A 22,998-nucleotide genomic window follows, 5' to 3' on the forward strand; every position below is an offset into this window, starting at 1 on the left:
CACCGCCCGGCCCAGACAATGTGGCCGGGCGGTACCCCATAGAGTTGGATGCGCTGACGCGTCGAGGAAATGCATGAAAAAGAACCCGTTGATCCTGATCGCGCTGGGCGTGCTGATGCTTGTCGCCGGTGCCGTCATGAAATTTACCGGCGGCCCGCCGGGTGCCGATGCGGCCACTATCGCGCGTTGCGAGGAACGGCTGAAGGACCAGGGCGCCGAGATGCTGCGACGGTGCCAGGAAAGAGCGTTCGCCACGGCGATGACCGCCACGGATGCCGATGCGGCAGCCCGGGCGATCAGCGGCGCCAACAGCGACGAAATCGGGAGCAGCGCCCTGGCGATGTTCCTGATCGGCCTAGGCATCGTCGCGACGGCGGCCGGCGTGCTCGCGGCGCGGCGCAGTACCATATGAGGGATGTTGGCGGTGAAAGGATGGGGCGCATGCGGTTGATCACTCAAGGCGCGGTACTGGCCGCCATGCTGTTCGGCGCGCCGGCCGTGGCAGCGCCGGAGGATTCGACCGCGGCAGCGCTCGTCAGATGCCTGGACGATGCCGCCAACGCTTCCACGGCAGGCCAGACCGACTGCGAGGTGAGCGCATTGCGTGCCTATGACCAGCGGATGAACCTGGCCTATGCCGCGTTGCTCCGCAGCCTGCCTGCCGCAGCCGGGCAGCAGCTCAGACGGTCGCAGCGCCTGTGGCTTGCCTTTCGCGACTCGGAGCGGGGCACCATCGGCGCGATCCACGCCACGCGGCAGGGGACGATGTATGTTCCGATGCAGGCAGCCGAAGTCACCAGCCTGACGCGCGACCGCGCGCTTCAGCTGGAGACCTATCGCCGGATCATGACAATCGAGCCCTGACGGCGCGGGCGCCGCCCGGTGACCGCGCGGTCAGATGCGGTGCTCGCCCTTGACCCAGCGCACCGTGCCGGAGCTGGCGCGCATCACCACGCTCTCGGTGGTCATCACGCCGGCCTTGCGCTTCACGCCTGCCAGAAGCGAGCCGTCGGTCACGCCGGTCGCGGCGAAGATGCAATCCCCCTTGGCCAGTTCGGTCAGGTCATACTGCTTGTCGAGATCGGTCACGCCCCATTTATGGGCGCGGGCGCGCTCGTCGTCGTTGCGGAACAGCAGCCGGCCCTTGAACTGGCCCCCGACGCAGCGCAGCGCCGCGGCGGCGAGCACCCCTTCGGGCGCGCCGCCCGAGCCGAGATAGATGTCGATCGTCGTGTCGGGATTGGTCGTCGCGATCACCCCGGCGACATCGCCGTCGCCGATCAGCATGATGCCGCACCCCAGCGCGCGCAGCTCGGCGATCAGCGCCTGGTGGCGCGGACGATCGAGCACACAGGCGATGATGTCACCGGGCTCGACGCCCTTGGCCGCGGCAATTGCCTTCACGTTTTCGGTCGGGCTCTTGTCGAGATCGATGATACCGTCGGGATAGCCCGGGCCGACCGCGATCTTGTCCATATAGACGTCGGGCGCGTTGAGCAGGCCGCCCTGTTCGGCGATGGCCAGCACGGCGAGCGAGTTGGGGCCTGCGGTGGCGCAGATCGTGGTGCCTTCCAGCGGATCGAGCGCGATGTCGATCTTCGGGCCCTTGCCGATGGCGGAGCCGACCTTTTCGCCGATGAACAGCATCGGGGCCTCGTCGCGCTCACCCTCGCCGATCACCACGGTGCCGTCCATGTACAGCTCGTTCAGCGCCTCGCGCATTGCCTCGACGGCGGCGGCGTCGGCTGCCTTCTCGTCGCCGCGACCGACGAGCTTGGAGGCGGCGATCGCCGCTGCTTCGGTCACGCGGACCATTTCGAGCACGAGAACGCGGTCAAGGACCTTGCTGGCGGTGGTCATATGGCGTGGATTCCCCTCAGGTGTCGGGCGGGGGATAGGAGGGGCTCGTGACGTTGTCGAGACGCAAGCTGCCGCTTTATTTCACTTCTCCGTGCGGCAGGGCGCACGGATTATCCTTTTGGGGGCCTGATCTCGAACAGGACGGGCCATTGCTTGCCCGTGACGTACAAATGCCGCCCCTTTTCGTCCCAGGCGATGCCATTCGGTACCGCGTCGGGATCGGTCGCCCCAACCGTGTCGATCAGTGCCTGCAGGTCGATCCAGCCGACGACGTGCCCGTCAGCCGGATCGATCCGCGCGATATATTGCGTGCGCCATATATTGGCGAGAATCTCGCCATCGACATATTCCAGCTCGTTGAGCTGATCGATCGGCCGGCCGTTCGCGGTGACGGTCACGCGGCGGCGCTCCTTCATCGTGGCGGGATCGAGGAAGCGCAGCTGCGCGGTGCCGTCCGACATGATGACGGCCTCGCCGTCTCCGGTCAGCGCCCATCCTTCGCCGCGATAGCTGAACTGGCCCTTTTGGCGGAAACCGTCGAGCGTCCAGCGAAAACCGATATGATGCTGCCAGGTCAGGCTGACGATCTGGTCGCCCACCGCGGTGATGCCCTCGCCGAAATAGGGCGGCGGCACCGAAACGCTGTTCAGAACCTTGCCGGTGACGAGATCGACCTTGCGGATCGACGACTGGCCGACCTGCCCCGTGCTTTCGTACAGATGGCCGCGCATATAGAAGAGGCCCTCGGTAAAGGCGGCCGGATCATGCGGCAATGTGCGGACCACCTGCGCCGGATCGATCGGCACCGGCCGCACGGCCGCTTGCGGCGCAGGAGCGGCCGCCAGCAACAGCAACAGACAGGCGAGCTTGCGGATCAATCCCGCAACAGCTCGTTGATGCTGGTCTTGGAGCGCGTCTGTTCGTCGACGCGCTTGACGATCACCGCGCAATAGAGCGCCGGCTTGCCGTCCCCGCCGCCGATGCTGCCCGGCACGACCACCGCATAGGGCGGCACCTCGCCGCGGAAGACTTCGCCGGTGGCGCGGTCGATGATCTTGGTCGAGGCGCCGAGATAGACGCCCATCGACAGCACCGCGCCCTCGCCGACGCGCACGCCCTCGGCGACTTCCGCGCGCGCGCCGATAAAGGCGCCGTCGCCGATGATGACGGGATCGGCCTGGAGCGGCTCGAGCACGCCGCCGATGCCGGCCCCGCCCGAGAGATGGACGTTCTTCCCGATCTGCGCGCAGCTGCCGACGGTGGCCCAGGCATCGACCATCGTGCCTTCGCCGACATGGGCGCCGATATTGACGAAGCTCGGCATCAGGATCGCCCCCCTGGCGATGAAGGAACCGCGGCGGGCAACGGCGCCGGGAACCACGCGGATGCCGGCGGCGCGGAACTCGGCCTCACCCCAGCCGGCGAATTTGGAGGGGACCTTGTCGAACGCCGGCGCGCCGGCCGCGCCGCCATCGATCAGCACATTGTCGTTGAGGCGGAAGGACAGGAGCACGGCCTTTTTCAGCCACTGGTTGACGCGCCATCCGCCCGCGCCATCGGGTTCCGCGACCCGCGCCGCGCCCGAATCGAGCATGCCGAGCGCGGTCTCGACCGCGTCACGCACCGCGCCGGTCGTGCCGGTGCCGATCCCGTCGCGTGCGTCCCATGCTGCTTCGATCGTGCCCTGCAAGTCGCTCATCATGCCCCCAATATGTCTTCCAGCCAGTGCCGGATATCGTGTGTGGTGAAATCGATATAGCTGCGGTCCGTGTCGACCGTCTGCTCGGAGCCGTTGTCGACCCACACCGTCGTCATGCCGATCGCCTTGGCCGGCTTCAGGTTGCGCGCCATGTCCTCCACGAACAGGCTTTCGGCAGGGTCGATGCCGAACGCCGCGCACAGGCCGGCATAGGCCGATTCCTGCGGCTTGGGTTTCAGGTCCATCGCATGGATGTCATGCACCGCCTCGAAGCTCGCGCCGAGGCCGAGCCGGTCGAGCACGCGGCCGGCATAGGGCGTATCGGCATTGGTGAAGACGATCTTGCGCCCCGGCAGCCTGGCGATCGCGGCGGCGAGCGGCAGATTCTCCTCCAGCACGTCCATCTCTATATCATGGACGAAATCGAGGAACTGGTGCGGATCGACGCCATGATCGGCCATCAGCCCGGCCAGCGTGGTGCCATGGCCGTGAAAATAGCCTTTCTGGATGCGGCGAGCCTCGGCCAGGTCGCAGCCGAAACGATCCGCGATATAGGCGCCCATCTTGCGGTCGATCTGGTCGAACAGCCGCGCGCTCGCTGGATAGAGCGTGTTGTCGAGATCGAAAATCCAGTTGCGGATGGGGTCGAGACGCGCAAGCATGGTGCCGGGCTCTAGGCGCGCACCGCGCCATGGGCAAGGCGGGTGCGAGGGGACGGTCGCATTCACCCCCCAGGGCAAGGAATCCTTGCACCGCTGAAATCTTTGGATGCCGCCGCGCGCCGATCGGGGCTTCCTCCGGCCGCATTCCGTCCCCATCTTCCAAACCATGACAGCTTATTCCCTGCTCGATCTCGTTCCCGTCACTGAAGGCGGCAGCGTTTCCCGATCCCTCGCCAATGCTGCCGATCTCGCCCGGCACGCCGAAGGCCTTGGCTTCAGCCGTTATTGGGTTGCCGAGCATCACGGCATGACCGGAATCGCCAGCGCGGCGACCGCCGTGGTGATCGCGCATGTCGCGGCGGCGACCGACAGCATCAGGGTCGGCGCCGGGGGCATCATGCTGCCCAATCATGCACCGTTGGTGATCGCCGAGCAGTTCGGCACGCTCGACGCGCTGTTCCCCGGCCGGATCGACCTCGGGCTCGGCCGCGCGCCGGGATCGGACCAGATCGTCGCGCGCGCGCTGCGGCGCACGCTCGACAGTGATCCGAATGCGTTTCCGCGCGATGTGGTCGAGCTGCAGAGCTATTTCGCCGATGACGGCCAGACCGGCATCCGCGCGACGCCAGGCGCGGGCGCTGATGTCGCCTTGTGGATATTGGGGTCGAGCACCTTCGGCGCGCAGCTCGCGGCGATGCTGGGACTGCCCTATGCCTTCGCCTCGCATTTCGCGCCGGATGCGCTGGATCAGGCGATCGCCATCTATCGCCGGGATTTCCGCCCCTCGAAGGTGCTGGCGAAGCCGCATCTGATGGCGGGGTTCAACGTGTTCGCCGCCGATACCGACGAAGAGGCCGAGCTGCTGTCGAGCTCGCAGCAACAGGCGTTCGTCGCGCTGCGCACCGGCAACCCCGGCAAGCTGAAGCCGCCGGTCCCGGGATATCGCGCGACGCTCGGGCCGCAGGGCGAGCGGATCCTTGATCATGTGCTGCAATGTTCCGCGGTGGGGAGCCCGACGACCGTCGCGCGCGGGATCGCCGCGTTCGTGGAGCGCACCGGCGTGGACGAGCTGATGATCGCGAGCTCGATCTACGATCATGAGGCGCGCAAGCGCAGCCTGACGATCACCGCCGAGGTGATGCGGGAGCTGAAGGTGGCGGCGTAATCAGTTCGCCGCCGGCAACCTCAGCCTGACCAGCAGGCCGCCCAGATCCTCGCTCTCCTCGAGGCTGACCGTGCCTTCGTAAATCTCCGCCACGTCGCGCACGATCGCCAAGCCAAGTCCCGTCCCTGGCTTGCCGGTATCGAGCCGCACGCCGCGATCGAAGATGCGGATGCGCTCTTCCTCGGGAATGCCGACGCCGTCGTCCTCGATCAGGAATTCGACGAATCCCGCCTGGGCGCCGACGGTGACGAACACGCTGCCGCCGCCATATTTGGCGGCATTCTCGATCAGATTGCCGAGCATCTCGTCGAGATCCTGGCGCTCGACATGGACTTGCAGCGTCTTCGGCCCGGTCACGTCGATCCGGACATGGCGGTAGAGCCGGGCGACCGCGCGCTCGACCGATTCGAGGCTTGGCCACACGTCCGCACGGCTGTGCGCCGAGCCGCGACGGCCGACGGCGCGGGCACGGGCGAGGTGATGGTCGACCTGGCGCCGCATCGTCCGCGCCTCGCGCACCACCGTCTCGCCGAGATCGTCGGCCTGCGCGGTCGCGGCATTCATGATGACGGTCAGCGGGGTCTTCAGCGCATGGGCGAGGTTGCCGGCGTGGCGCCGCGCTTCCTCGGCCTGTTTCTCGTTATGCTCGATCAGCGCGTTCAGTTCCTCGACCAGGGGCGCGACCTCGTTGGGCATGGCGCGTTCGACCTGGCGCGACTTGCCGGCGCGCATCCGGGCGATCTCCTCGCGCACGCGGCGCAACGGCCAGAGGCCGTAAAAGGTCTGCAGCGCGGCCATCACGATCAGGCCGAGCGCCAGCAGCAGGAAGCTGCGGATCAGGGTCCTGCGCAGCACGCTGATCTGCGCGTCGAGCCCGTCGCGGCTCTGCGCCACCTGGAATCGCCAGCGGATTGGCGATCCCGGCAGCTTCACGTCGCGTTCGAGGATGCGCAGCTTCTCGTCGCCGAATTGCGGGCTGTCATAGGCGTGGACCGCCATGTCGCTGTGATTGCTGCCGAACGCCATCCGCCGATCCCACAGCGAGCGCGAGGAGAAGGGTTCGCGGCCCTTGGCGCTGACCTGCCAGTACAGGCCCGAATAGGGTTCGAGGAATCGCTGGTCGGCGGGTTCGCGGTTAAATACCACCTCGCCATCCGGCCCAATCTCCGACGAGACGATCAGCGCGGTCAGCACATATTCGAGCTGGTCGTCGAAATTGCGCGTGACCGCCGTGGCAAGCACCCGGTCGAGCGCAAAGCCGCCGCCGGTGAGCAGCAGGACGATCCAGCCCGCCGCGATGAAGATCATCCGGCGGCTGAGCGAGCCGGTGGTCTTCTGCTTCGGGTAGACGGTCGGGGCCGGACGCTGTTCCTCGACCGGTTTCGCGGTTGTGACCGGGGTGTCGGCCGCCAGCGCAGCCTCGCCGTCAGCCACCGGACGTCACGGGCGTTCGATCAGGCATCCGGGTCCTCGAGGCTGTATCCCAGCCCCCGGATGGTGGTGATCACGTCCTGGCCCAGCTTCTTGCGGATGCGCGTGACGAACACTTCGATGGTGTTSGAATCGCGRTCGAAATCCTGGTCGTAGAGATGTTCGACCAGYTCGGTGCGGCTGACCACCTTGCCCTTGTGGTGGAGCAGGTAGGAGAGCAGCTTGTATTCCTGCGCGGTCAGCTTCACCGGCTCGCCGGCCAAGGTGACCTTGCCCGACCGGGTGTCGAGCCGGACGTCGCCCGCCATCAGCTCCGACGAGGCATTGCCCGAGGCGCGGCGGATCAGCGCGCGCAGGCGGGCGATCAGCTCCTCGGACTGAAAGGGTTTGGCGACATAGTCGTCGGCACCCGCATCGAGCCCGGCGACCTTGTCCGACCAGCTGTCGCGCGCGGTGAGCACCAGGACGGGCGCGGTGCGGCCTTCCTTGCGCCAGCGGTCGAGCACGGTCAGGCCGTCGATCTCGGGCAGGCCGAGGTCGAGCACGATCGCGTCGTAATTCTCGGTGGAGCCGAGGAAATGGCCTTCCTCGCCGTCGGTGGCGAGATCGATGGCATAGCCCGCGCCTTCCAGCGTGTTCTTCAACTGCTGGCCCAGGCTGGGCTCATCCTCGACGATCAGAACGCGCATAGGTTTATCCCTTCAGACGACGCCTTGGTGGCGTTCAATTACCGTCCTGGCCGATGACTTTGCCCGAACGGGCATCGACATACACCCAGATGACCGTTCCCTTACGCACGAACTTCAGCGTGTAAATACTGGTGCTGCTGTCCAGCTCGACACCAAGATATTGCGAACCGGCCATGCGCGGCAGCACACGCGCCTCGATCTCGCGCAGCGGCATGATGCGGCCCTGGCGCAGCTGATCGAACGCTTCCTGCTGGTCGCGCCGCTGGACGGGTTCCGCAGGGGCGGAAACCGGGCCAAGCGCAGCAAAGGCGGATAACGCAAGCGGTACGAGCATCTTCATTGCGTCTCGCATAGGGAGCCGGGCTTGAACAGCCTGTGAATGCAAGCGTCAGCTACCGGTCATGCGCGCCCCCGTCGCGGAGCAACTTGCCGCAGCGGGCGCGCCGCCCTAACGGGACCCGCATGGCAGCCCCAATCCTCGCATATGAAAATCTCGGCATCATCCAGGGATCGGGGTGGCTGTTCCGCGGCCTCGACATCCACGTCCAGCCGCGCGACCGGCTCGCGCTGATCGGGCGCAACGGCGCGGGCAAGACGACCCTGCTCAAGCTGATCGCAGGCAAGATCGAAGCGGACGAGGGCCGGCGGACGATCGTGCCGGGTACGCGCGTGATCCTGCTCGAGCAGGAGCCGGACCTGCGCAATTTCGCCACGCTCAGCGATTATGTGCTGTCGGGCGATGACGCCCCGGAGCGGCACGAAGCGGAGGCGATCGCCGACCAGCTCGGCATCGACCTGACACGCGAAGCCGCCAGCGCCTCGGGCGGCGAGCGGCGCCGGGCGGCGATCGTGCGCGCGCTGGCGCAGGACCCCGATGTGCTGCTGCTCGACGAACCGACCAACCATCTCGACATCGTCGCGATCGACTGGCTCGAGGACTGGCTGTCGCGCTTCCGCGGCGCGTTCATCGTGATCAGCCATGACCGCACCTTCCTGACCCGGCTGACCAAACAGACCCTGTGGCTCGACCGCGGCACGGTGCGACGCGCCGAGATCGGCTTTGGCGGGTTCGAGGCATGGACCGAGACCGTCTTTGCCGAAGAGCAGCGCAATGCCGAGCGGCTCGACGCCAAGCTGAAGATAGAGGAGCACTGGCTGCTGCGCGGGGTTACGGGCCGGCGCAAGCGCAACCAGGGGCGGCTCGCCAAGCTGAAGGACATGCGCGCCGAGCGTGCGTCGATGATGGGGCCACCGGGCACCGCGAACCTGACGATCGGCACGGATGATGCGCGGTCCAAGGTCGTGATCGACGTGAAGGGCGTGTCCAAGAGCTTCGGCGACCGTACGATCATCCGGGACCTGACCCTGCGCGTCACGCGTGGCGACCGGATCGGTATCGTCGGCGCGAACGGCGCGGGCAAATCGACCCTGCTCAAGCTGCTGACGGGTGAGATCGCGCCGGACGAGGGGCATATCCGCTTCGCCAAGACGCTCGACGCGATCGTCATCGACCAGCAGCGCAGCCTGATGGCGCCCGACAAGACGGTGCGCGAAGTGCTGGCCGACGGCGGCGACTGGATCGAGGTCCAGGGCGTGAAGAAGCACATCATCGGCTATCTCAAGGAGTTCCTGTTCGAGCCCGGGCTGGTCGATGCGATGATCGGCACGCTCTCGGGCGGCGAGCGCTCGCGCCTGTTGCTGGCGCGCGAGTTCGCGCGGCCGTCCAACCTGCTCGTGCTTGACGAGCCGACCAACGATCTCGACCTGGAGACGCTCGACCTGCTGCAGGAAGTGATCGGCGATTATGACGGCACCGTCCTGATCGTCAGCCATGACCGCGACTTTCTCGATCGCACCGTGACGATCACGCTCGGGCTCGACGGGTCGGGTACGGTCGATGTCGTCGCCGGCGGTTATGAGGATTGGGAAAAGCGCCGCAAGCTGCGCGCCTCGGGCGGCAAGCGCCACAATCCGCGCAAGGCCGAGCCGACCGCGCCGCCGGCGCCCAAGGTGAAGCTGACCTACAAGGACCAGCGCGATTACGATTTGCTGCCCAAGCGGATCGAGGAACTGGACAAGGCCATCGCGCGCGATGTGGAAGCACTGGCCGATCCCGATCTCTACACAAGGGATCCGAGCGCGTTCGACCGGCTGATGAAGGCGATCGACAAGGCGCGGGAGGAAAAGGACGCGGCCGAGATGCGCTGGCTCGAGCTGGCGGAAATGGCCGAGGGGCTGGGCTGAGCGTCGGTTGCTTCCCGCGCTTCGGCGCTCAGGCTTCCAGCTCCATCACTACCCGCGTCCCGCTATCGTCGCTCTCGGTGCGCAATGTGCCGCCGGCCTGGCGGGCGAAGGCGGCGACCAGGCGGGCGCCCAGGCCGCCGCCCTTTTCGGACCGGGCGGCATGTTTCGGCATGCCGACGCCATCGTCGGTGACGGTGAGGCACCAGCCGCCTTCGGGGCGGTTGCGCAGGCCGACGGTGATCGTGCCGAGATCGCGCCCGGGAAAGGCATGCTTGGCCGCGTTGGTGACGAGTTCGTTGACGACCAGCCCGATCGAGACGGCGCGGTCGCGCGGCACGGCGGCCTGGTCGCTGTCGCACGCCAGGGTGATGCCGCCCTGGAGGAACAGTGATTCCGAGAGCGCGCCGCAGAGATCGGTCAGGTAATCGCTGATCTCGACGGTGCCCGGCTGGCCGGTGCCGCGATACAGGTGGCGGTGGGCGCGGGCGATGCTGTCGACGCGCATCTGCGCGGTTTCCAGCGCCGCCGCGGTCGCGGGCTCTGCCGCCCGGCGCTTCTGCAGGTCGAGCAAGCCGGCGACGATCGCGAAATTATTCTTCATCCGATGGTCGACCTCGGCGAGGAACAGGTCGCGATCGGCGATCTCGCGGTCGCGGTCCTGCGTCGCGTGACGGGCGGTACGGCGGAACAGCTCGGCGATGACGATGGTCATGATCGCGGTGACGATCACGATGCCGACCGAGAAAGCGCCCGCGCTGTTGACGAATCTGAACGAGCGCTCGATCGGGTAGAGGAAATACCAGATATAGACGATCATGATCGTCGCGGTCAGCGCGCCGGCAAAGGCGCGGGCGAACAGGGTGGCGAGCATGATTGCCGGATAGATCAGCGCGAAGGGCGCCGCACCGCCCGCGACCATGTCGAACATCAGCCGGACGATCCGGGCAGCGAGCACGATCAGCAAGGTGACGCCGACCTGCGTGACCCAGACGGGTATCGCCGGCGACAATCGTTCACATAGATCAACGGCGCCGATGCGGGACATGGGTTCAGTCAGCCCGCAGGGGGTGCCGAGTCAAGGCGGGTTCCGACAAAGTTGAACCAAATCAATGACTATCTGAGAGATCTTCCATTTCGTCCGGCCAGATCAGTGATGTAGTGCCAGGCCACCCGCCCGGAGCGGCTGCCGCGCCGCGTTGCCCAGCCGACCGCCTCGACCGGATCGAACGGCAGGCCATAGGCATCGGCATAGCCCCGGACGATCGCGAGATAACCGTCCTGATCGATCGCATGGAAGCCCAGGCTGAGCCCGAACCGGTCGGCCAGGGCGAGCTGATCGTCGACCGAGTCGCGCGGGTTGATCGCGCTTTCCTGCTCGGCGATGTCGCGCGGGATGAGGTGGCGGCGGTTCGAGGTGACGATCAGCCGCGCATTGGCGGGCCGGGCCTCTGCGCCGCCCTGAAGCATCGAGCGCAGCGCACGGGCATCGCCGGCCGCATCGAAGCCGAGATCGTCGATGAACAGGACGAAGGAGCGCGGAAGCGGCGCAATCGCGGCAAAGAGCGCGGGAAGGGTATCGAGGCGGGTCGTCACCACCTCGATCAGCGCGAGATTGCCGCCCGTCGCCTGGACATGGGCGACCACGCTCTTGACCAGCGCCGACTTGCCGGTGCCGCGCGCGCCCCACAACAGCGCGTCGTGCGCCGCGGCGCCCTTTGCCAGGCGATCGAGATTGTCGACCAGCGCGGTCTTCTGGAGATCGATGTTCTGGAGCTGGTCGAGCGGCAGGCCGGCAAAGTCGCGCGCCGCGGTCAGCGTGTCGCCGCGCCAGATATAGGCCGGGTGGGTGAGCGGATCGGCCGCCGGCGGTGCGGGTGGCGACAGCCGATCGAGCGCGTCGGCGATGCGGAGGAGCGGATCGGTCATTCCCGGCCTGTTACAACCACCCGCTTTCCAGGCAACAGCTTTTGCCGGGGCGGCGGCTCAGGCGTGGAGGTCATAGCTTTTCAGCAGGTCGTACAATGTCGGACGGCTCACCCCGAGCAGCTTGGCGGTATTCGAGATATTGCCCTCGGCCCGCGTCAGGGCGTGGCGGATCGCCTTGCGATCGGCGGTTTCGCGCGCGGCCCTGAGGTTGAGCGGCATGTCGTCCGCGCCCTCGGCAAGGTCGAGATCGGCGGCGGTGATCAGCTTGCCCTCGGCCATGATCACCGCGCGCTTCATGCGGTTCTCCAGTTCGCGGACATTGCCGGGCCAGCCCCAGGCGTCGATCGCCGAGCGCGCGTCCGGTGCAAGCCCGGTGACCGCGCTGTTCATTGCCTTGGCGTATTTCTTGAGGAAATGCCGCGCGAGCAGCCCGGCATCGCCGGTACGCTCGGCAAGCGACGGGATGCGCACGACGATCTCGGCGAGGCGGTAATAGAGGTCCTCGCGGAAACGGCCCTCGGCGACCATCGTGTCGATATCCTGATGCGTCGCGCAGACGATGCGGGTGTCGACCGGGATCGCCTTGCGTCCGCCGATCCGCTCGATCACGCGCTCCTGCAGGAAGCGCAGCAGCTTCACCTGAAGGGGCAGCGGCACGTCGCCGATCTCGTCGAGGAACAGCGTGCCGCCATTGGCCTGCTCGATCTTGCCCTCGGTCGTCTTCACCGCGCCGGTGAAAGCGCCCTTTTCATGCCCGAACAGCTCGCTTTCCAGCAGTGTCTCGGGGATCGCCGCGCAATTGATCGCGACGAAGGCGCCCTTCGCGCGGTGGCTGGAATCGTGCAGGCCGCGCGCCAGCAGCTCCTTGCCGGTACCGCTGGCGCCGAGCAGCATCACCGAGACATCGGCGCGGGCGACCCGTTCGATGGTGCGCGTCACTTTCAGCATCTCGGGCGCGGCGGAGATCATGCCGCCCAGGGTCGTCTCGCCTTCCTGACGCTCGGCGAGGCGGCGATTCTCCGCTTCCAGCGCATGGACATGGAAGGCGCGCGTGACGATCAGCCCGAGCGCGTCGATATCGATCGGCTTGGCATAGAAATCCCAGGCGCCGTCGCCGATCGCCTTGAGCGCGCTGTCGCGGGCGCCGTGCCCGGAGGCGACGATCACCTTGGTATCGGGCTTGAGCGCGAGGATCGCCTCCAGCGTGGCGAAGCCTTCGCTCACGCCGTCGGGGTCTGGCGGCAGGCCGAGATCGAGCGTGACGACCGCCGGCTCCTCGGCGCGCATCGCGTCGAGCGCCGCGGCGCGGTCGCTTGCGACGATCACTTCATAATCCTCATAAGCCCAGCGCAGCTGGCGCTGCAGGCCGAGATCGTCCTCGACGATCAGCAGCTTCGGTTTGGGCGTGCCGTTGCCGTTCATGCCGCTTTCCCGACCATCATCTCGCGCGCGGCGGGCAGGGTGACGCGGAAGCGCGATCCTTCGCCCGTGCGGCTCGTCACGTCGATCGTGCCGCCCATCGCCTCGACGAGCTGGCGCGCCTCATAGGCGCCGATGCCAAAGCCGCCCGGCTTCGACGAGACGAAGGGTTTGAATAGCTTTTCGCGCAGGAAGGCAGGCGACATGCCGCAGCCCTTGTCGATCACGTCGATCTCCACTCTTGAATCCTTTGCCGTGACCGCGATCGTCACGGGTTCCGTCGGGTCGCTCGCCTCGATCGCGTTCTGGACGAGATGGCCGAGCAATTGCTCGAGCCGGGCCGGGTCGGCGCGTGCCACCGCCGGGCCGCGCGATATGGTGGCGATGGGGTGCTGGCTGCGCCGCCGGGTCGCGACTCGCTCGACCAGCGGCATCACTTCGACCGCGCGCGGTTCCTCGGCACGGCCGGCATGGTGCTGCGACAGACGGGCGAGCAGATCGTTCATGCGGCCGGCGGATTCCTGCAGCGTCGCGACCATGTCGGCGCGGAACGCTGGATTGTCGGCATGGCGCTCCGCATTGCGCGCGGTCAGGGTCAGCTGGCTCACCAGATTCTTGATGTCGTGCATGATGAAGGCAAAGCGGCGGTTGAACTCGTCGAAGCGTTGGGCGTCGGACAATGCTTCCTGCGCCCGCGCCTCGGCGAGGTAGCTCGCCACCTGGCGACCGGCGATGCGCAACAGATCGAAATCCTCCCAGTCGAGCGAGCGGTCGACCGGCGGCCGCGCGAGCAGGATCGCGCCCTGCAGCCGGTCCAGATGGACCAGCGGCACCAGCGCCCAGGCGGCGCTCGCGTCCATCATCCACAGGGGCACGCTGGCGAGTTCGCCCGGCTCGCCGGCATCGGCGCGCACCATGTCGAGCTCGATGATCCGCCCGGTCGTGGCGAGATAGGTCGCGAGCGCTTCGTCGCCGCCCGCTGGTGGCAGGTCGTCGCGTGCCCAGTTCCAGTCCATGCCGATGCCGAGGCCCGGCCCTTCGGGGACGAGCAGCACCCCGGCGGGCGAATCGGTGAGGTCCGCCACTGCCTTGACGATTCGCTCGTCGAGCGGTGCTGCGCCTTCGCCGGGCTTGCCCAGCGTATCGGTGAAGCGGATCCATTCGGCGCGATAATCATAGCGGTGCCGGAACAGGTGCTTGGCGACCTTCACCTTGGTCCAGGCACGGACCCAGGGCGTGGACAGGATGGTGAGCACCGCGGCGGTCGACCCGAAGACGAAGGCGGTCTGGAGCATCCGCGCATTGTCGCCGCCAAGGGCCGCGATCGCGCTGGTCGCAGCAAGCATGGCCAGCGCGTAGAACAGGGTGATGGCGAAGGTCAGCGTCTGCCAAGCGACCGTCCGCGACAGGTGCAACGTCCAGTCGCCATTGCGGTGCACGGCGATCGCGAAGGCCGGCGCGGCCAGCACCATGACCACCCCGCGGCCGACGATCAGCGCGCTCGGCGTCTGGCCGGTGAGATAGACGGTCGCATGGAGCAGCAGGTCCATGCTCCACATGCCCGCCAGCGCGATCACCACGAGCGAGATGCCGCCGCGCGCTCGCGGCGCGACGGCCGAATAGAGGTGATTGACCAGCACCAGCGCGCTGATCGCGGCCATGGTGCCGAACAGCGTGCGCACCGTGGCGAGCGCCAGCACCGAGCCCCGCCCGATCGTCTCGTCGGCGACCGCGAGGCCGGTCCCCACGACCAGCAATATCGCCACCACGCCGTAGATGGTCGCGACCGCGCGTTCGGCGGGACCCGTGCCGTTCCGGCGGACCAGCGCGAACATGAAGCCGAGCCAGGCGATATCGCGCGCGCCTTCGGCGATGCGCGTCACCAGATCGAACGGTCCGATCCCGGCCACGGCCAGCGCCCAGAGCGCGGTGACCCCGAGCGCGACCACGAAGGTCAGGCGGGGCAGGGCCGTTCCGGCATCGCGCAGGCGCGTGAGCGCCACGCCCGCGAACAGCAGGGCGGCGAGCGCGTGGCTCCACAGGATGGCCGTCACCGGCATCGAATCAGCCCGATCATCATCGTCGAGCCTTGTGCGCATGAAAGTGTAAACAAATCCGACACGCGACGCGCAGCGTCGCCGAAATTGACAAACACCGGCCGGTCGCGCGGTTTTATTCGCTGATCGTAACGAAGTTGCCATGGCTTGGACCCGGATTGATCCAGGGCAGTTTCTATGCGGCGCCTCCGGCTCTAGAGGGGGGTGTCTACAGGAGATTCGCGAATGCCGCTTTCCAAGCCGATCATCCCTGTCATCCTGTCGGGCGGGTCGGGCACGCGCTTATGGCCGATGTCGACACCCGAACGGCCCAAGCAGATGCTGTCGCTGACAGCGGAAGACACGATGCTCCAGCTGACCGCGCGTCGCGCCTGCGGGGAGCGGTTCGCGGCACCGATCGTGGTCGCCAATGCACGGCATGCCGACATGGTCGAGGAACAGCTCGCCGCGGTCGAGGCGGCGGCGCAGGCCCTGATCCTCGAGCCGATGGGGCGCAACACCGCGCCGGCGATTGCGCTCGCGGCGTTGGCGGCCGGCGGGGGTGCGGACCCGTTGCTGGTGATGCCGTCCGACCATGTCATCACTGACGTGCCGGCGTTCCATGCCGCGATCCACGCCGCGATGCCGCTGGTGGCGGAAGGATGGCTGGTTACCTTCGGGATCGATCCGCACACCCCCGAGACCGGCTATGGCTGGATCCATGTCGGCGAGGAGATTTCCGGCGGCGTCCACCGCGTCGCGACCTTCGTCGAGAAGCCGCCGCGCGACAAGGCCGAGGCGATGCTGGCGGCGGGCGACCATGCCTGGAATGGCGGCATCTTCCTGTTCCGCGCCGACATTTATCTGGGGGCGCTGGCGGCCTATGCGCCCGACATGTTGCTCGCCTGCCAGCGGGCCATGGCGGATGCGCGCACCGAGGACCGCCGCATCTATCCCGACGCAGATGCCTTTGCCGCGTCGCCGGCGGATTCGATCGACTATGCGGTGATGGAAAAGGCGGAGCGGGTCGCCGTGGTGCCGGTCAGCATGGGCTGGAGCGATGTCGGCAGCTGGGATGCGCTGCACGAGATCAGCCAGGGTGACGATTCGGGCAATGTGCATCATGGCGAGGTGATCGCGATCGACACCGCCAATTGCCTGGTGCGCAGCGACGGCGTGCGCATTGCGATCGTCGGGGTGGAGGATCTCATCGTCGTCGCCAGCGGCAACGATGTGCTGATCCTCCCGCGCGGACGCAGCCAGGAAGTGAAGAAGCTGATCGAGGCGATGAAAGGATAAGCGGGCGCACGGCCTGTTGGAGACTTTTGTCACACCCCCATGAGGGCTTCTGCCAGAAATCCTCAGACATTGTCGATGTATATCAGTTGTTTGTTGGGGGCGGTCATATTGGCCGTGTGACAAAAATCGTCTGTTCGCGTGCCACTTGCATATCAAATACCGTGTTATATAACGCGTTATGCGGTGTGTAAGGAGTAGCCCATGGCTGGCGATATCGTTGCTGAACTCGGGCATCTGTTCCTCGGAACCCGGCTGAAGCGGCTGGCGGAACGGATGCAGGCAGATGTGCAGAAAGTCGCGGCTGAGGCCGGTCTGCCGATCCAGCCCAGCCAATATCCGTTGCTCGCCCTTATCGAACGCGAAGGCAGCGTGACGGTCGGCCAGATCGCCGAGACGCTCGGCATCAGCCAGCCCGGGGTGACGCGCAACATGGCCCGGCTGATCGAGCTCGGCCTGGTCGAGGTGACGCGGGATGGGCGGGACCAGCGGCAGAAATCATTGTCCCTGAGCGATGCGGGCAAAGCGGCGATGGAAGTGTCGAAGCGCGAAGTCTGGCCACGGATCGACATGGCGGTCGCCGCGATGTGCGAGCCCTTGTCCGGACCGTTGCTCGGTCAGATCTCGGCGATCGAGCGCGCGCTCGACGAGAAGCCGCTCGATCGGCGCGCCGCCGATCTCGGGCTGACGATCCTGCGCTATGACGATGCGCTGGCGCGCCATTTCCACGACATCAACGCCGAGTGGATCGAGACGATGTACCGGCTCGAGCAGACCGATCGCGACGTGCTGGAGAATCCGCGCGCGCGGATCATCGATCCGGGCGGCGACATCCTGTTCGTCGCGGCGGAGGGGCTGGGCATTGTCGGCACCTGCGCGCTGCAAAAGACCGGGCCGGGGCGGTTCGAGCTGACCAAGATGGGCGTGCTGGCCTCGGCGCGCGGGCGCAAGGCCGGGGAATTCCTGCTCCGCGCCGTCATCGCGCGCGCCGCGGACATGGGTGCGGAGACGCTCTACCTGCTCAGCAACCGCAAGAGCGAGGCGGCGATCCATCTCTACGAGAAGCTGGGCTTCGTGCACGATCCCGACATCATGCGCGATTTCGGCGCGCGCTATGCGCGGTGCGACGTGGCCATGCGCTACCGGCCGGCCGAAACCGGCCGGTAGCCGCAGGCTCACCCCATCAGGGCTTCGGCCTGGTCGAGCGTGTCCCTGAACGTCGCGACCACTGCCTGGTACGGCGCGGGGCTCGCCATATCGAGGCCGGCGCGCTTCAGGATGTCGACCGGATAGTCCGATCCGCCGGCCTTCAGCACGCTCAGATAATTGTCCCGCTCCTTCGCGCCGCCCTTCAGGATCGAGCGGGCGAAATAGGACGCGGCCGAGATGCAGGTCGCATATTGGTACACGTAGAAGCTGGTGTAGAAATGGGGGATATACGCCCATTCCGACGCGTAAGCCGGGTCGATCGCGACCTTGGGGCCATGATAGCGCTTCAGCAGATCGAGATAGATCGCGGTGAACTTCTCGCCCGACAGGCCTTCGCCCGCCTCGGCCTTGTCGTGCACCGCCAGCTCGAACTCGGCGAACATCGCCTGGCGGTAGAAAGTGCCGCGCATCGCCTCGAGCTGCTGGCCGAGATAGAAGAGCTTCTCTTCCTTCGTTTTGGCCTGCTTGACCATATAGGCGGCGAGCAGCTGCTCGTTGCAGGTCGACGCGATCTCGGCGAGGAAGATCGGGTAATCCGTCTTTTCGTAGACCTGGTTCCTGTTGGACAGCAGCGAGTGCATCGCATGCCCCCATTCATGGGCATAGGTCGTCATCCCGTCGTAATTCTCGCCGAGATTGAGCAGCAGATAGGGGTGCACGTCGTAGGATGCGCCGGGGTTCATATAGGCGCCGGCTTTCTTGCCGGGACGAGGGAGCGGGTCCATCCACTTCGCCGCGGTCGCCTTCGCGAACAGCGCGCCATATTCCGGACCGAGCGGCTTGACCGCCTCGATCGTGGTGGCGCGCATCTCCGCCAGGGTCACCTTCTTGTCGAGCTGAACCAGCGGCGGATAGATGTCGTAATAGGCCATGTCGGGCAGCTTGAGCATCCGGCGGCGCAGCTCGAAATAGCGGTGGAGCTGGGGCAGGCCGTTGTTCGTCTCGGCGACGAGCGAGCGGTACACTGCTTCGGGCACGTTGTTGCCGGACAGGTACATTGCCAGCGACGTCGGGTATTTGCGCGCTTTCTTGCGGAAGATGTCGGCCTTGACGTGGCTGAGATAGGCGGTGCCGAGCGAGCTCTGGAATCTACCATATTCGGCCCAGAACGTGTCGAATACCAGCTTGCGGTCGGCGCGGTCGGGCGCGTCGCGGGTGAGCGTATAATTCTGGTCGTCGAGCCGCACCTGCTTGCCGGTCGACAGGGTGACGGTCGGCCAGGGGATGTCCGACGCGACCAGCTGCTCGCGCGTGTCGCGCGCGCCGGAGAAGGGCGAGGACGTGCCGGCGAGCAGATTCTCGCCCTCGGGCGACAGCGTATGTTCTTCCTGGCGCAGGATGTCGGCGAGGTAGAAGTCGAAGCGCTTCTTCAGCACGTCATTGGCGGCGACGAAACCGTCGATCTTCGCCTTCCCGACCGCGAGCAGCTCGGGCGCGATCCACGAGGTGGCCTCGCCGAACGCCGTGAACATGTCGTTCGCCTGGGCCTGCTTTTCCTGGGCGGGGGCAACGCGGAGATCTTCGTCGGCCTTCAGGCTGATATAGGTATAGACCCGGCTGGCGACGCGACCGAGATCCGACTGGGCGACCAGCGCCGCGGCGAGCGCGTCGGCGCTGGTGCCGAGCGTGCCCTTGAACGTGAGCAGGCCGGGAATCTTCGCCAGCACGTCCTTGCGCGCGGCGTCCCAGGCGGCGTCATTGGGATAGAGCTCGCTCAGGTCCCAGGCGGCGACGGTGCCGGCGGTGCTGGCGTCCTGCGCCCAGGCGGGCATGGCAACGGCGAGCGTGGTCAGAGCGGCGGCGGCGAGGGCCTCGCGGCGCGAAAGACTGGTCATGTGACGGGGATCCCCAAAGTATCGATCGCAACGACTTTGTCCCCCTTATCGGCTGTTGGAAAGGGGGTGGGCCGATAAATCAGGGCAGGTCTGCTGCGAACGACCTGCTCAACCGGCTCAACGACACAGGGTGGGCGGCGGTGCGGGGCGTGCCGGCGGAATGAAGGCGATCCCGTCCAGCACCCGCACGCGCGACGCGAGCGCCGCGGGGGCATTTTCCCCATGATAGAGAATGTAGAGGCGCGTCGGATCCAGCCTGCCGGCGAGGAACGCGCGGCGGTCGGCGTCGATCCGCTGTTGTGCAGACCTGGGCACGCGCGACACATACATGTGGCGCATCGGGCGGCAGGCGCGCATCGCCCGCCAGCCGATCTCTTCGATCAGCTTGAGGTTGCGGAACGGATCGGGCGGCTGCATCTCGATCGCTGAGGCGCTAGCGATCACCGCATCCCAGCGCGGATCACGCGTGAGTTCATAGGTACCGGGCTGGCCTGCCCGGGCGGTGAGGCCGCGCAACGCGGCGAGCATCGGCGTCATGTCGGCGACCTGCAGCACGAGCGCGGCCGCCAGCACCAGGGTCCGCCGTTCGAGCCGGTAGACGATGAGGATCGCGACATAGATCAGCGTATAGGCGACCGGCCAGAACAACCGCCCCGAGGCGCGGACGATGTCCAGCAGGTCGACCACCGTCTGGGGCAGGGGCACGAACAGGATGCGCTCGCCGTGAAACAGTACGACATTACCGATCGCGAGCAGGGTCAGCACGATATAGGCGGGCGCGAGCCAGCGCAGATCGTCCATCGGAACGCGCGTCGGAGAGGTGGGGGCCGGCGCGGGCCCTCGCACCGCACTGACCAGCGCGACCACGACGAGCAGGATCAGCCCGGCCCCGAGATACTGATAGCCTTCGAAGCCGCGACCCTCGTCATTCGCGGTCGACGGCCAGAACAGGCTGTAGCCGGGATTGGCCGGATTGATCAGCGCATCCAGCGCCATCGGGAAGGCGCCGAAGGTGCCGGTGGACAGCGGCGGATCGGCCAGGCCGTGGAGTAGTGCGAGCCCGGCCACGCCGAGCCCGACAACGCCGACCAGCCCCGCCGCGCGACGGCGATCACGCGCGGTGCCGGTCCCGATCTCGCGCAGCATGGCGCTACCCCAGATCGCACCGACCAGCAGCAATAGATAGCTGTGCACCAGCCCGGCCACGCCGATCACCGCAAGCCAGTGTCCCCAGCGCCGCGACCGGTCGCGGTCGAGGAAAATCCATAGCGCCCACAGGATCAGCCAGTGGGAACACAGGTTCGAATGGACCGAGCGGTTATAGAGCGTTGGCAGCAGGGTCATCAGCGCCGTGCCCATCCAGGCACTCCCGAAATCGGGCGCCCGGTCGCGCAGCAATAGCCAGGCGAAGCGTACATGCAGCGCCAGGCTGATCAGCAACCACCAGCCGATGAATTGCACGCTTGCCGGCAGGAAGGGCGCCAGCGGTTTCAGCAACAGCCCGAGCAGGGGATTGCTGTCCATCATCAGCAGATGGATTCCCTCGGGCGACAGCACCAATGGCGTGCCGGTGCCGGGCCAGTCGCCCGCCCGAAGATAGGCCGCCAGGCCCAGCGCATTGGGCCCCCAATCCTGTCCGCCGAGCACCCAGCCGACATTGGTGATGTCGAGCGTCGCCGGGTTGATCCACGCCAGGAAGGCGCAGGCGACGATGGCCGAAAGAGCCAGGAAGCGGGGAAGCGCGGCGGTCATGACCCGCTTCTGCCGAATTTGCGCGACCATAGGGTTAACGCGGACGTGTCGCCGCTGGAATGATCGAGACGCCGTCGAGCTTTCGCACCCGGCCGGCGAGGATCGGCGGGGCCTTGCCGTCGAGCAGGACATAGAGCCGGCGCGGGTCGGTCTGGCCGATGACGAAGGCCGCGCTGTCGGCGTTCAGCCGCCGCCGCACGGCAACCGTCTCGCGCGAGGCGTAGAAGAACCGCACCGGCTTGCCGGCGAGGATCGCCCGCCAGGTGACTTCCTCCATCAGCGCCAGGTCGCGGTACATTTCGGGCGGCTCGAACTGGATCATGTCGGCGTCGGCGATCACCTTGTCCCAGCGGGGATCGAGCGTGCGGTGATACGGGCTGGCCAGTTCCGCCCAACCGCCGCTCTCCCGCGCGGACCGGAGCAAGGGCTGCAGGTCGACGATCTGGAGCAACAGCGCCGCCGCCAGCAGCCAGGTGCCGAAGCGCATCCGCCCCACCACCACGATCGCCGCGAAGGCAAGCGTATAGAGCACCGGCCAGAACATCCGGCCCGACGCGCGGATCGGATCGAGCATCTTGCCGACCCAGTCGGGCATCGGCAGGCTGGCGATCACCGCGCCGCGCCAGATGAGATGCGGCGCGATGGCGACGAGAGTCAGCACGGCAAAGGCGGGCAGCAGCCAGGCGAGGCGGCGGAAAAGCATGTCGTCGCGGATGTCGGCGCGGTGGCGCAACCCCTGGAAGATCGCCATGACGATCAGCGCGAGCAGGCCGAGACCGGGATAGTTCATGCCCTCGAGCGCCTGGCCCGGATCGAGCGCGCGGGCGGGGAGCAGCGCGGAATATGCCCGGTCGTTCGGATTCCACAGCGCATCCAGCGCCATCGAGAAACCGCCATAGCCGCCGACCGTCAGGGTCGGCTCGCTCACCGTGCCGAGCAGGATGGGAATGATCAGCAGCGGCGCGACGACGATCGCGACATCCCCGATCATCGCGACCCGCGCCTTGCCGTCGCGCGCGGCGAGGAACTGGCGGAGCATGGCGCTGGCCCAGATCGCCGCGACCATCACCAGGATATAGGGGTGGATCAGGATCGCGGCGGTGATGACCGCCACCCACAAGACCGGGCGCTCCGATCGCGCGGCATCGACATAGATCCACAGCGCCCACAGGATCAGCCACTGCGCGCACAGATTGACATGGCCGAAGCGCGCGAGGAGCACCGGCATCAGGGTCAGCAGCGCCGCGCCGATCCATGTCGCCAGCGGGCTCGGCATAAAACGGCGGACCAGCGCCGCGGCGAAGGCGGTGTGGAGCAGGATGCAGGCGAACAGCCACCAGCCGACATATTGGATGCCGGCCGGCAGCATCGATGCGAAGGGCCGCAGCACCAGGCCGAGCAGGGGGTTGCCGTCGGTCAGCGAGAGCGGAATGCCGTCGGGCGCCATCAGCAGGTTGGAATGGAGCGACGGCCATGGCGGCGGCGCGCGCAGATAGGCGGCCATGCCGATCGCGGCCTGTCCGTGATCATTGCCGTCGAGCAGCCAGGCGATGCGCGTCGGGTTGAGCACCGATGGATTCTGCCAGCTGAAGAACGCGGCGATGCTCAGGGCGAGCCAGGGCAGGATCCAGGTGAACAGGCGGCGCATCGGCGAGGGTCATGGCGGAGTAGAGGCTGAAAATCCATGGCCCCTGTTCCTCCCCTCCGTTCCTCCCCGAGCTTGCTCGGGGAGGGGGATCGCGCGCTTCTTCAGCGCGTGGTGGAGGGGCTTGGAG

20 protein-coding genes are annotated in these 22,998 nt (G+C 67.0%); 6 read left to right on the plus strand and 14 right to left on the minus strand.

Annotated elements, in window-relative coordinates:
• Positions 1 to 73: 73 nt before the first annotated feature.
• Positions 74 to 412 (plus strand): hypothetical protein, encoded by a 339-nt coding sequence (locus AC1DX5_RS15595; protein WP_478016289.1) that lies wholly within the window; start codon positions 74 to 76, stop codon positions 410 to 412.
• A gap of 29 nt (positions 413 to 441) precedes the next feature.
• A complete protein-coding gene (locus AC1DX5_RS15600) occupies positions 442 to 864 on the plus strand; it encodes a lysozyme inhibitor LprI family protein (protein WP_478016290.1) in 423 nt (140 codons plus the stop codon).
• Between the two features lie 30 nt (positions 865 to 894).
• Here AC1DX5_RS15600 and glpX read toward each other — a convergent pair whose 3' ends face one another.
• The 4 genes from glpX to AC1DX5_RS15620 all read right to left on the minus strand — a co-directional run bounded on the left by glpX (position 895) and on the right by AC1DX5_RS15620 (position 4,221).
• A complete protein-coding gene (gene glpX, locus AC1DX5_RS15605) occupies positions 895 to 1,860 on the minus strand; it encodes a class II fructose-bisphosphatase (protein ID WP_478016291.1) in 966 nt (321 codons plus the stop codon).
• A gap of 110 nt (positions 1,861 to 1,970) precedes the next feature.
• Entirely contained in the window at positions 1,971 to 2,738 is a 768-nt protein-coding gene (locus tag AC1DX5_RS15610) for a glutaminyl-peptide cyclotransferase (protein WP_478016292.1), read from the minus strand.
• On the minus strand, positions 2,735 to 3,559 hold the full coding sequence (gene dapD, locus AC1DX5_RS15615; protein WP_478016310.1) for a 2,3,4,5-tetrahydropyridine-2,6-dicarboxylate N-succinyltransferase: 825 nt from the start codon (positions 3,557 to 3,559) through the stop codon (positions 2,735 to 2,737). The genes AC1DX5_RS15610 and dapD overlap by 4 nt, the downstream gene beginning before the upstream one ends.
• Positions 3,559 to 4,221: a pyrimidine 5'-nucleotidase gene (locus AC1DX5_RS15620; RefSeq protein ID WP_478016293.1), complete on the minus strand. Its 663-nt coding sequence runs from the start codon at positions 4,219 to 4,221 to the stop codon at positions 3,559 to 3,561. Before AC1DX5_RS15620 ends, dapD begins: the two co-directional genes overlap by 1 nt.
• Positions 4,222 to 4,387: 166 nt before the next feature.
• On the opposite strand from AC1DX5_RS15620, the gene AC1DX5_RS15625 reads away from it, so the two are divergent.
• Positions 4,388 to 5,386 carry an LLM class flavin-dependent oxidoreductase gene (locus tag AC1DX5_RS15625; RefSeq protein ID WP_478016294.1) on the plus strand — a complete coding sequence of 333 codons (999 nt, stop codon included), beginning with the start codon at positions 4,388 to 4,390 and terminating at the stop codon, positions 5,384 to 5,386.
• Here the strand turns inward: AC1DX5_RS15625 and AC1DX5_RS15630 are convergent, their stop codons facing one another.
• The 3 genes from AC1DX5_RS15630 to AC1DX5_RS15640 form a co-directional block, all read right to left on the minus strand.
• The gene (locus tag AC1DX5_RS15630) at positions 5,387 to 6,694 is read right to left on the minus strand and encodes a sensor histidine kinase (protein ID WP_465177165.1); all 1,308 of its coding nucleotides are present in this window, start codon (positions 6,692 to 6,694) and stop codon (positions 5,387 to 5,389) included.
• Between the two features lie 146 nt (positions 6,695 to 6,840).
• Entirely contained in the window at positions 6,841 to 7,506 is a 666-nt protein-coding gene (locus AC1DX5_RS15635; protein WP_478016295.1) for a response regulator, read from the minus strand.
• 34 nt (positions 7,507 to 7,540) lie between these two features.
• On the minus strand, positions 7,541 to 7,846 hold the full coding sequence (locus AC1DX5_RS15640; RefSeq protein ID WP_465170046.1) for a PepSY domain-containing protein: 306 nt from the start codon (positions 7,844 to 7,846) through the stop codon (positions 7,541 to 7,543).
• Between the two features lie 122 nt (positions 7,847 to 7,968).
• Here AC1DX5_RS15640 and AC1DX5_RS15645 point away from each other — a divergent pair, with 122 nt between their 5' ends.
• Positions 7,969 to 9,750, plus strand: coding sequence for an ABC-F family ATP-binding cassette domain-containing protein (locus tag AC1DX5_RS15645; protein ID WP_478016296.1), 1,782 nt, complete (start codon positions 7,969 to 7,971; stop codon positions 9,748 to 9,750).
• 28 nt (positions 9,751 to 9,778) lie between these two features.
• Here the strand turns inward: AC1DX5_RS15645 and AC1DX5_RS15650 are convergent, their stop codons facing one another.
• From AC1DX5_RS15650 to prsK, 4 genes are all read right to left on the minus strand, one after another.
• Complete coding sequence (locus tag AC1DX5_RS15650) at positions 9,779 to 10,795, minus strand: sensor histidine kinase (RefSeq protein WP_478016297.1); 1,017 nt, start codon at positions 10,793 to 10,795, stop codon at positions 9,779 to 9,781.
• Between the two features lie 68 nt (positions 10,796 to 10,863).
• Positions 10,864 to 11,676: an ATP-binding protein gene (locus AC1DX5_RS15655; RefSeq protein WP_465170043.1), complete on the minus strand. Its 813-nt coding sequence runs from the start codon at positions 11,674 to 11,676 to the stop codon at positions 10,864 to 10,866.
• A gap of 57 nt (positions 11,677 to 11,733) precedes the next feature.
• Complete coding sequence (prsR, locus tag AC1DX5_RS15660; RefSeq protein ID WP_478016298.1) at positions 11,734 to 13,098, minus strand: PEP-CTERM-box response regulator transcription factor; 1,365 nt, start codon at positions 13,096 to 13,098, stop codon at positions 11,734 to 11,736.
• The gene (prsK, locus tag AC1DX5_RS15665; RefSeq protein ID WP_478016299.1) at positions 13,095 to 15,155 is read right to left on the minus strand and encodes an XrtA/PEP-CTERM system histidine kinase PrsK; all 2,061 of its coding nucleotides are present in this window, start codon (positions 15,153 to 15,155) and stop codon (positions 13,095 to 13,097) included. Before prsK ends, prsR begins: the two co-directional genes overlap by 4 nt.
• 222 nt (positions 15,156 to 15,377) lie before the next feature.
• Between prsK and AC1DX5_RS15670 the strand changes: the two genes are divergently transcribed.
• Positions 15,378 to 16,430 carry a mannose-1-phosphate guanylyltransferase/mannose-6-phosphate isomerase gene (locus AC1DX5_RS15670; protein WP_465170040.1) on the plus strand — a complete coding sequence of 351 codons (1,053 nt, stop codon included), beginning with the start codon at positions 15,378 to 15,380 and terminating at the stop codon, positions 16,428 to 16,430.
• Between the two features lie 201 nt (positions 16,431 to 16,631).
• The gene (locus AC1DX5_RS15675; protein WP_478016300.1) at positions 16,632 to 17,594 is read left to right on the plus strand and encodes a bifunctional helix-turn-helix transcriptional regulator/GNAT family N-acetyltransferase; all 963 of its coding nucleotides are present in this window, start codon (positions 16,632 to 16,634) and stop codon (positions 17,592 to 17,594) included.
• 8 nt (positions 17,595 to 17,602) lie between these two features.
• Here AC1DX5_RS15675 and pepF read toward each other — a convergent pair whose 3' ends face one another.
• The 3 genes from pepF to AC1DX5_RS15690 form a co-directional block, all read right to left on the minus strand.
• A complete protein-coding gene (gene pepF, locus AC1DX5_RS15680; protein ID WP_478016301.1) occupies positions 17,603 to 19,471 on the minus strand; it encodes an oligoendopeptidase F in 1,869 nt (622 codons plus the stop codon).
• A gap of 117 nt (positions 19,472 to 19,588) precedes the next feature.
• A complete protein-coding gene (locus AC1DX5_RS15685) occupies positions 19,589 to 21,223 on the minus strand; it encodes a DUF6311 domain-containing protein (RefSeq protein WP_478016302.1) in 1,635 nt (544 codons plus the stop codon).
• 34 nt (positions 21,224 to 21,257) lie between these two features.
• Positions 21,258 to 22,871, minus strand: coding sequence for a DUF6311 domain-containing protein (locus AC1DX5_RS15690; protein ID WP_478016303.1), 1,614 nt, complete (start codon positions 22,869 to 22,871; stop codon positions 21,258 to 21,260).
• Positions 22,872 to 22,998: the final 127 nt, after the last annotated feature.

The organism is Sphingomonas sp. P2_B6, assembly GCF_056404755.1.

What these genes read in the sequence shown, in the direction of transcription:
- AC1DX5_RS15595 (WP_478016289.1), top strand. Translation starts at nt 74, where the DNA reads ATGAAAAAGAACCCGTTGATCCTGATCGCGCTGGGCGTGCTGATGCTT.
- AC1DX5_RS15600 (WP_478016290.1), top strand. Translation starts at nt 442, where the DNA reads ATGCGGTTGATCACTCAAGGCGCGGTACTGGCCGCCATGCTGTTCGGC.
- glpX (WP_478016291.1), bottom strand. Translation starts at nt 1,860, where the DNA reads ATGACCACCGCCAGCAAGGTCCTTGACCGCGTTCTCGTGCTCGAAATG.
- dapD (WP_478016310.1), bottom strand. Translation starts at nt 3,559, where the DNA reads ATGAGCGACTTGCAGGGCACGATCGAAGCAGCATGGGACGCACGCGAC.
- AC1DX5_RS15620 (WP_478016293.1), bottom strand. Translation starts at nt 4,221, where the DNA reads ATGCTTGCGCGTCTCGACCCCATCCGCAACTGGATTTTCGATCTCGAC.
- AC1DX5_RS15625 (WP_478016294.1), top strand. Translation starts at nt 4,388, where the DNA reads ATGACAGCTTATTCCCTGCTCGATCTCGTTCCCGTCACTGAAGGCGGC.
- AC1DX5_RS15630 (WP_465177165.1), bottom strand. Translation starts at nt 6,694, where the DNA reads ATGATCTTCATCGCGGCGGGCTGGATCGTCCTGCTGCTCACCGGCGGC.
- AC1DX5_RS15640 (WP_465170046.1), bottom strand. Translation starts at nt 7,846, where the DNA reads ATGAAGATGCTCGTACCGCTTGCGTTATCCGCCTTTGCTGCGCTTGGC.
- AC1DX5_RS15645 (WP_478016296.1), top strand. Translation starts at nt 7,969, where the DNA reads ATGGCAGCCCCAATCCTCGCATATGAAAATCTCGGCATCATCCAGGGA.
- AC1DX5_RS15650 (WP_478016297.1), bottom strand. Translation starts at nt 10,795, where the DNA reads ATGTCCCGCATCGGCGCCGTTGATCTATGTGAACGATTGTCGCCGGCG.
- AC1DX5_RS15655 (WP_465170043.1), bottom strand. Translation starts at nt 11,676, where the DNA reads ATGACCGATCCGCTCCTCCGCATCGCCGACGCGCTCGATCGGCTGTCG.
- prsR (WP_478016298.1), bottom strand. Translation starts at nt 13,098, where the DNA reads ATGAACGGCAACGGCACGCCCAAACCGAAGCTGCTGATCGTCGAGGAC.
- prsK (WP_478016299.1), bottom strand. Translation starts at nt 15,155, where the DNA reads ATGCCGGTGACGGCCATCCTGTGGAGCCACGCGCTCGCCGCCCTGCTG.
- AC1DX5_RS15670 (WP_465170040.1), top strand. Translation starts at nt 15,378, where the DNA reads ATGCCGCTTTCCAAGCCGATCATCCCTGTCATCCTGTCGGGCGGGTCG.
- AC1DX5_RS15675 (WP_478016300.1), top strand. Translation starts at nt 16,632, where the DNA reads ATGGCTGGCGATATCGTTGCTGAACTCGGGCATCTGTTCCTCGGAACC.
- pepF (WP_478016301.1), bottom strand. Translation starts at nt 19,471, where the DNA reads ATGACCAGTCTTTCGCGCCGCGAGGCCCTCGCCGCCGCCGCTCTGACC.
- AC1DX5_RS15685 (WP_478016302.1), bottom strand. Translation starts at nt 21,223, where the DNA reads ATGACCGCCGCGCTTCCCCGCTTCCTGGCTCTTTCGGCCATCGTCGCC.
- AC1DX5_RS15690 (WP_478016303.1), bottom strand. Translation starts at nt 22,871, where the DNA reads ATGCGCCGCCTGTTCACCTGGATCCTGCCCTGGCTCGCCCTGAGCATC.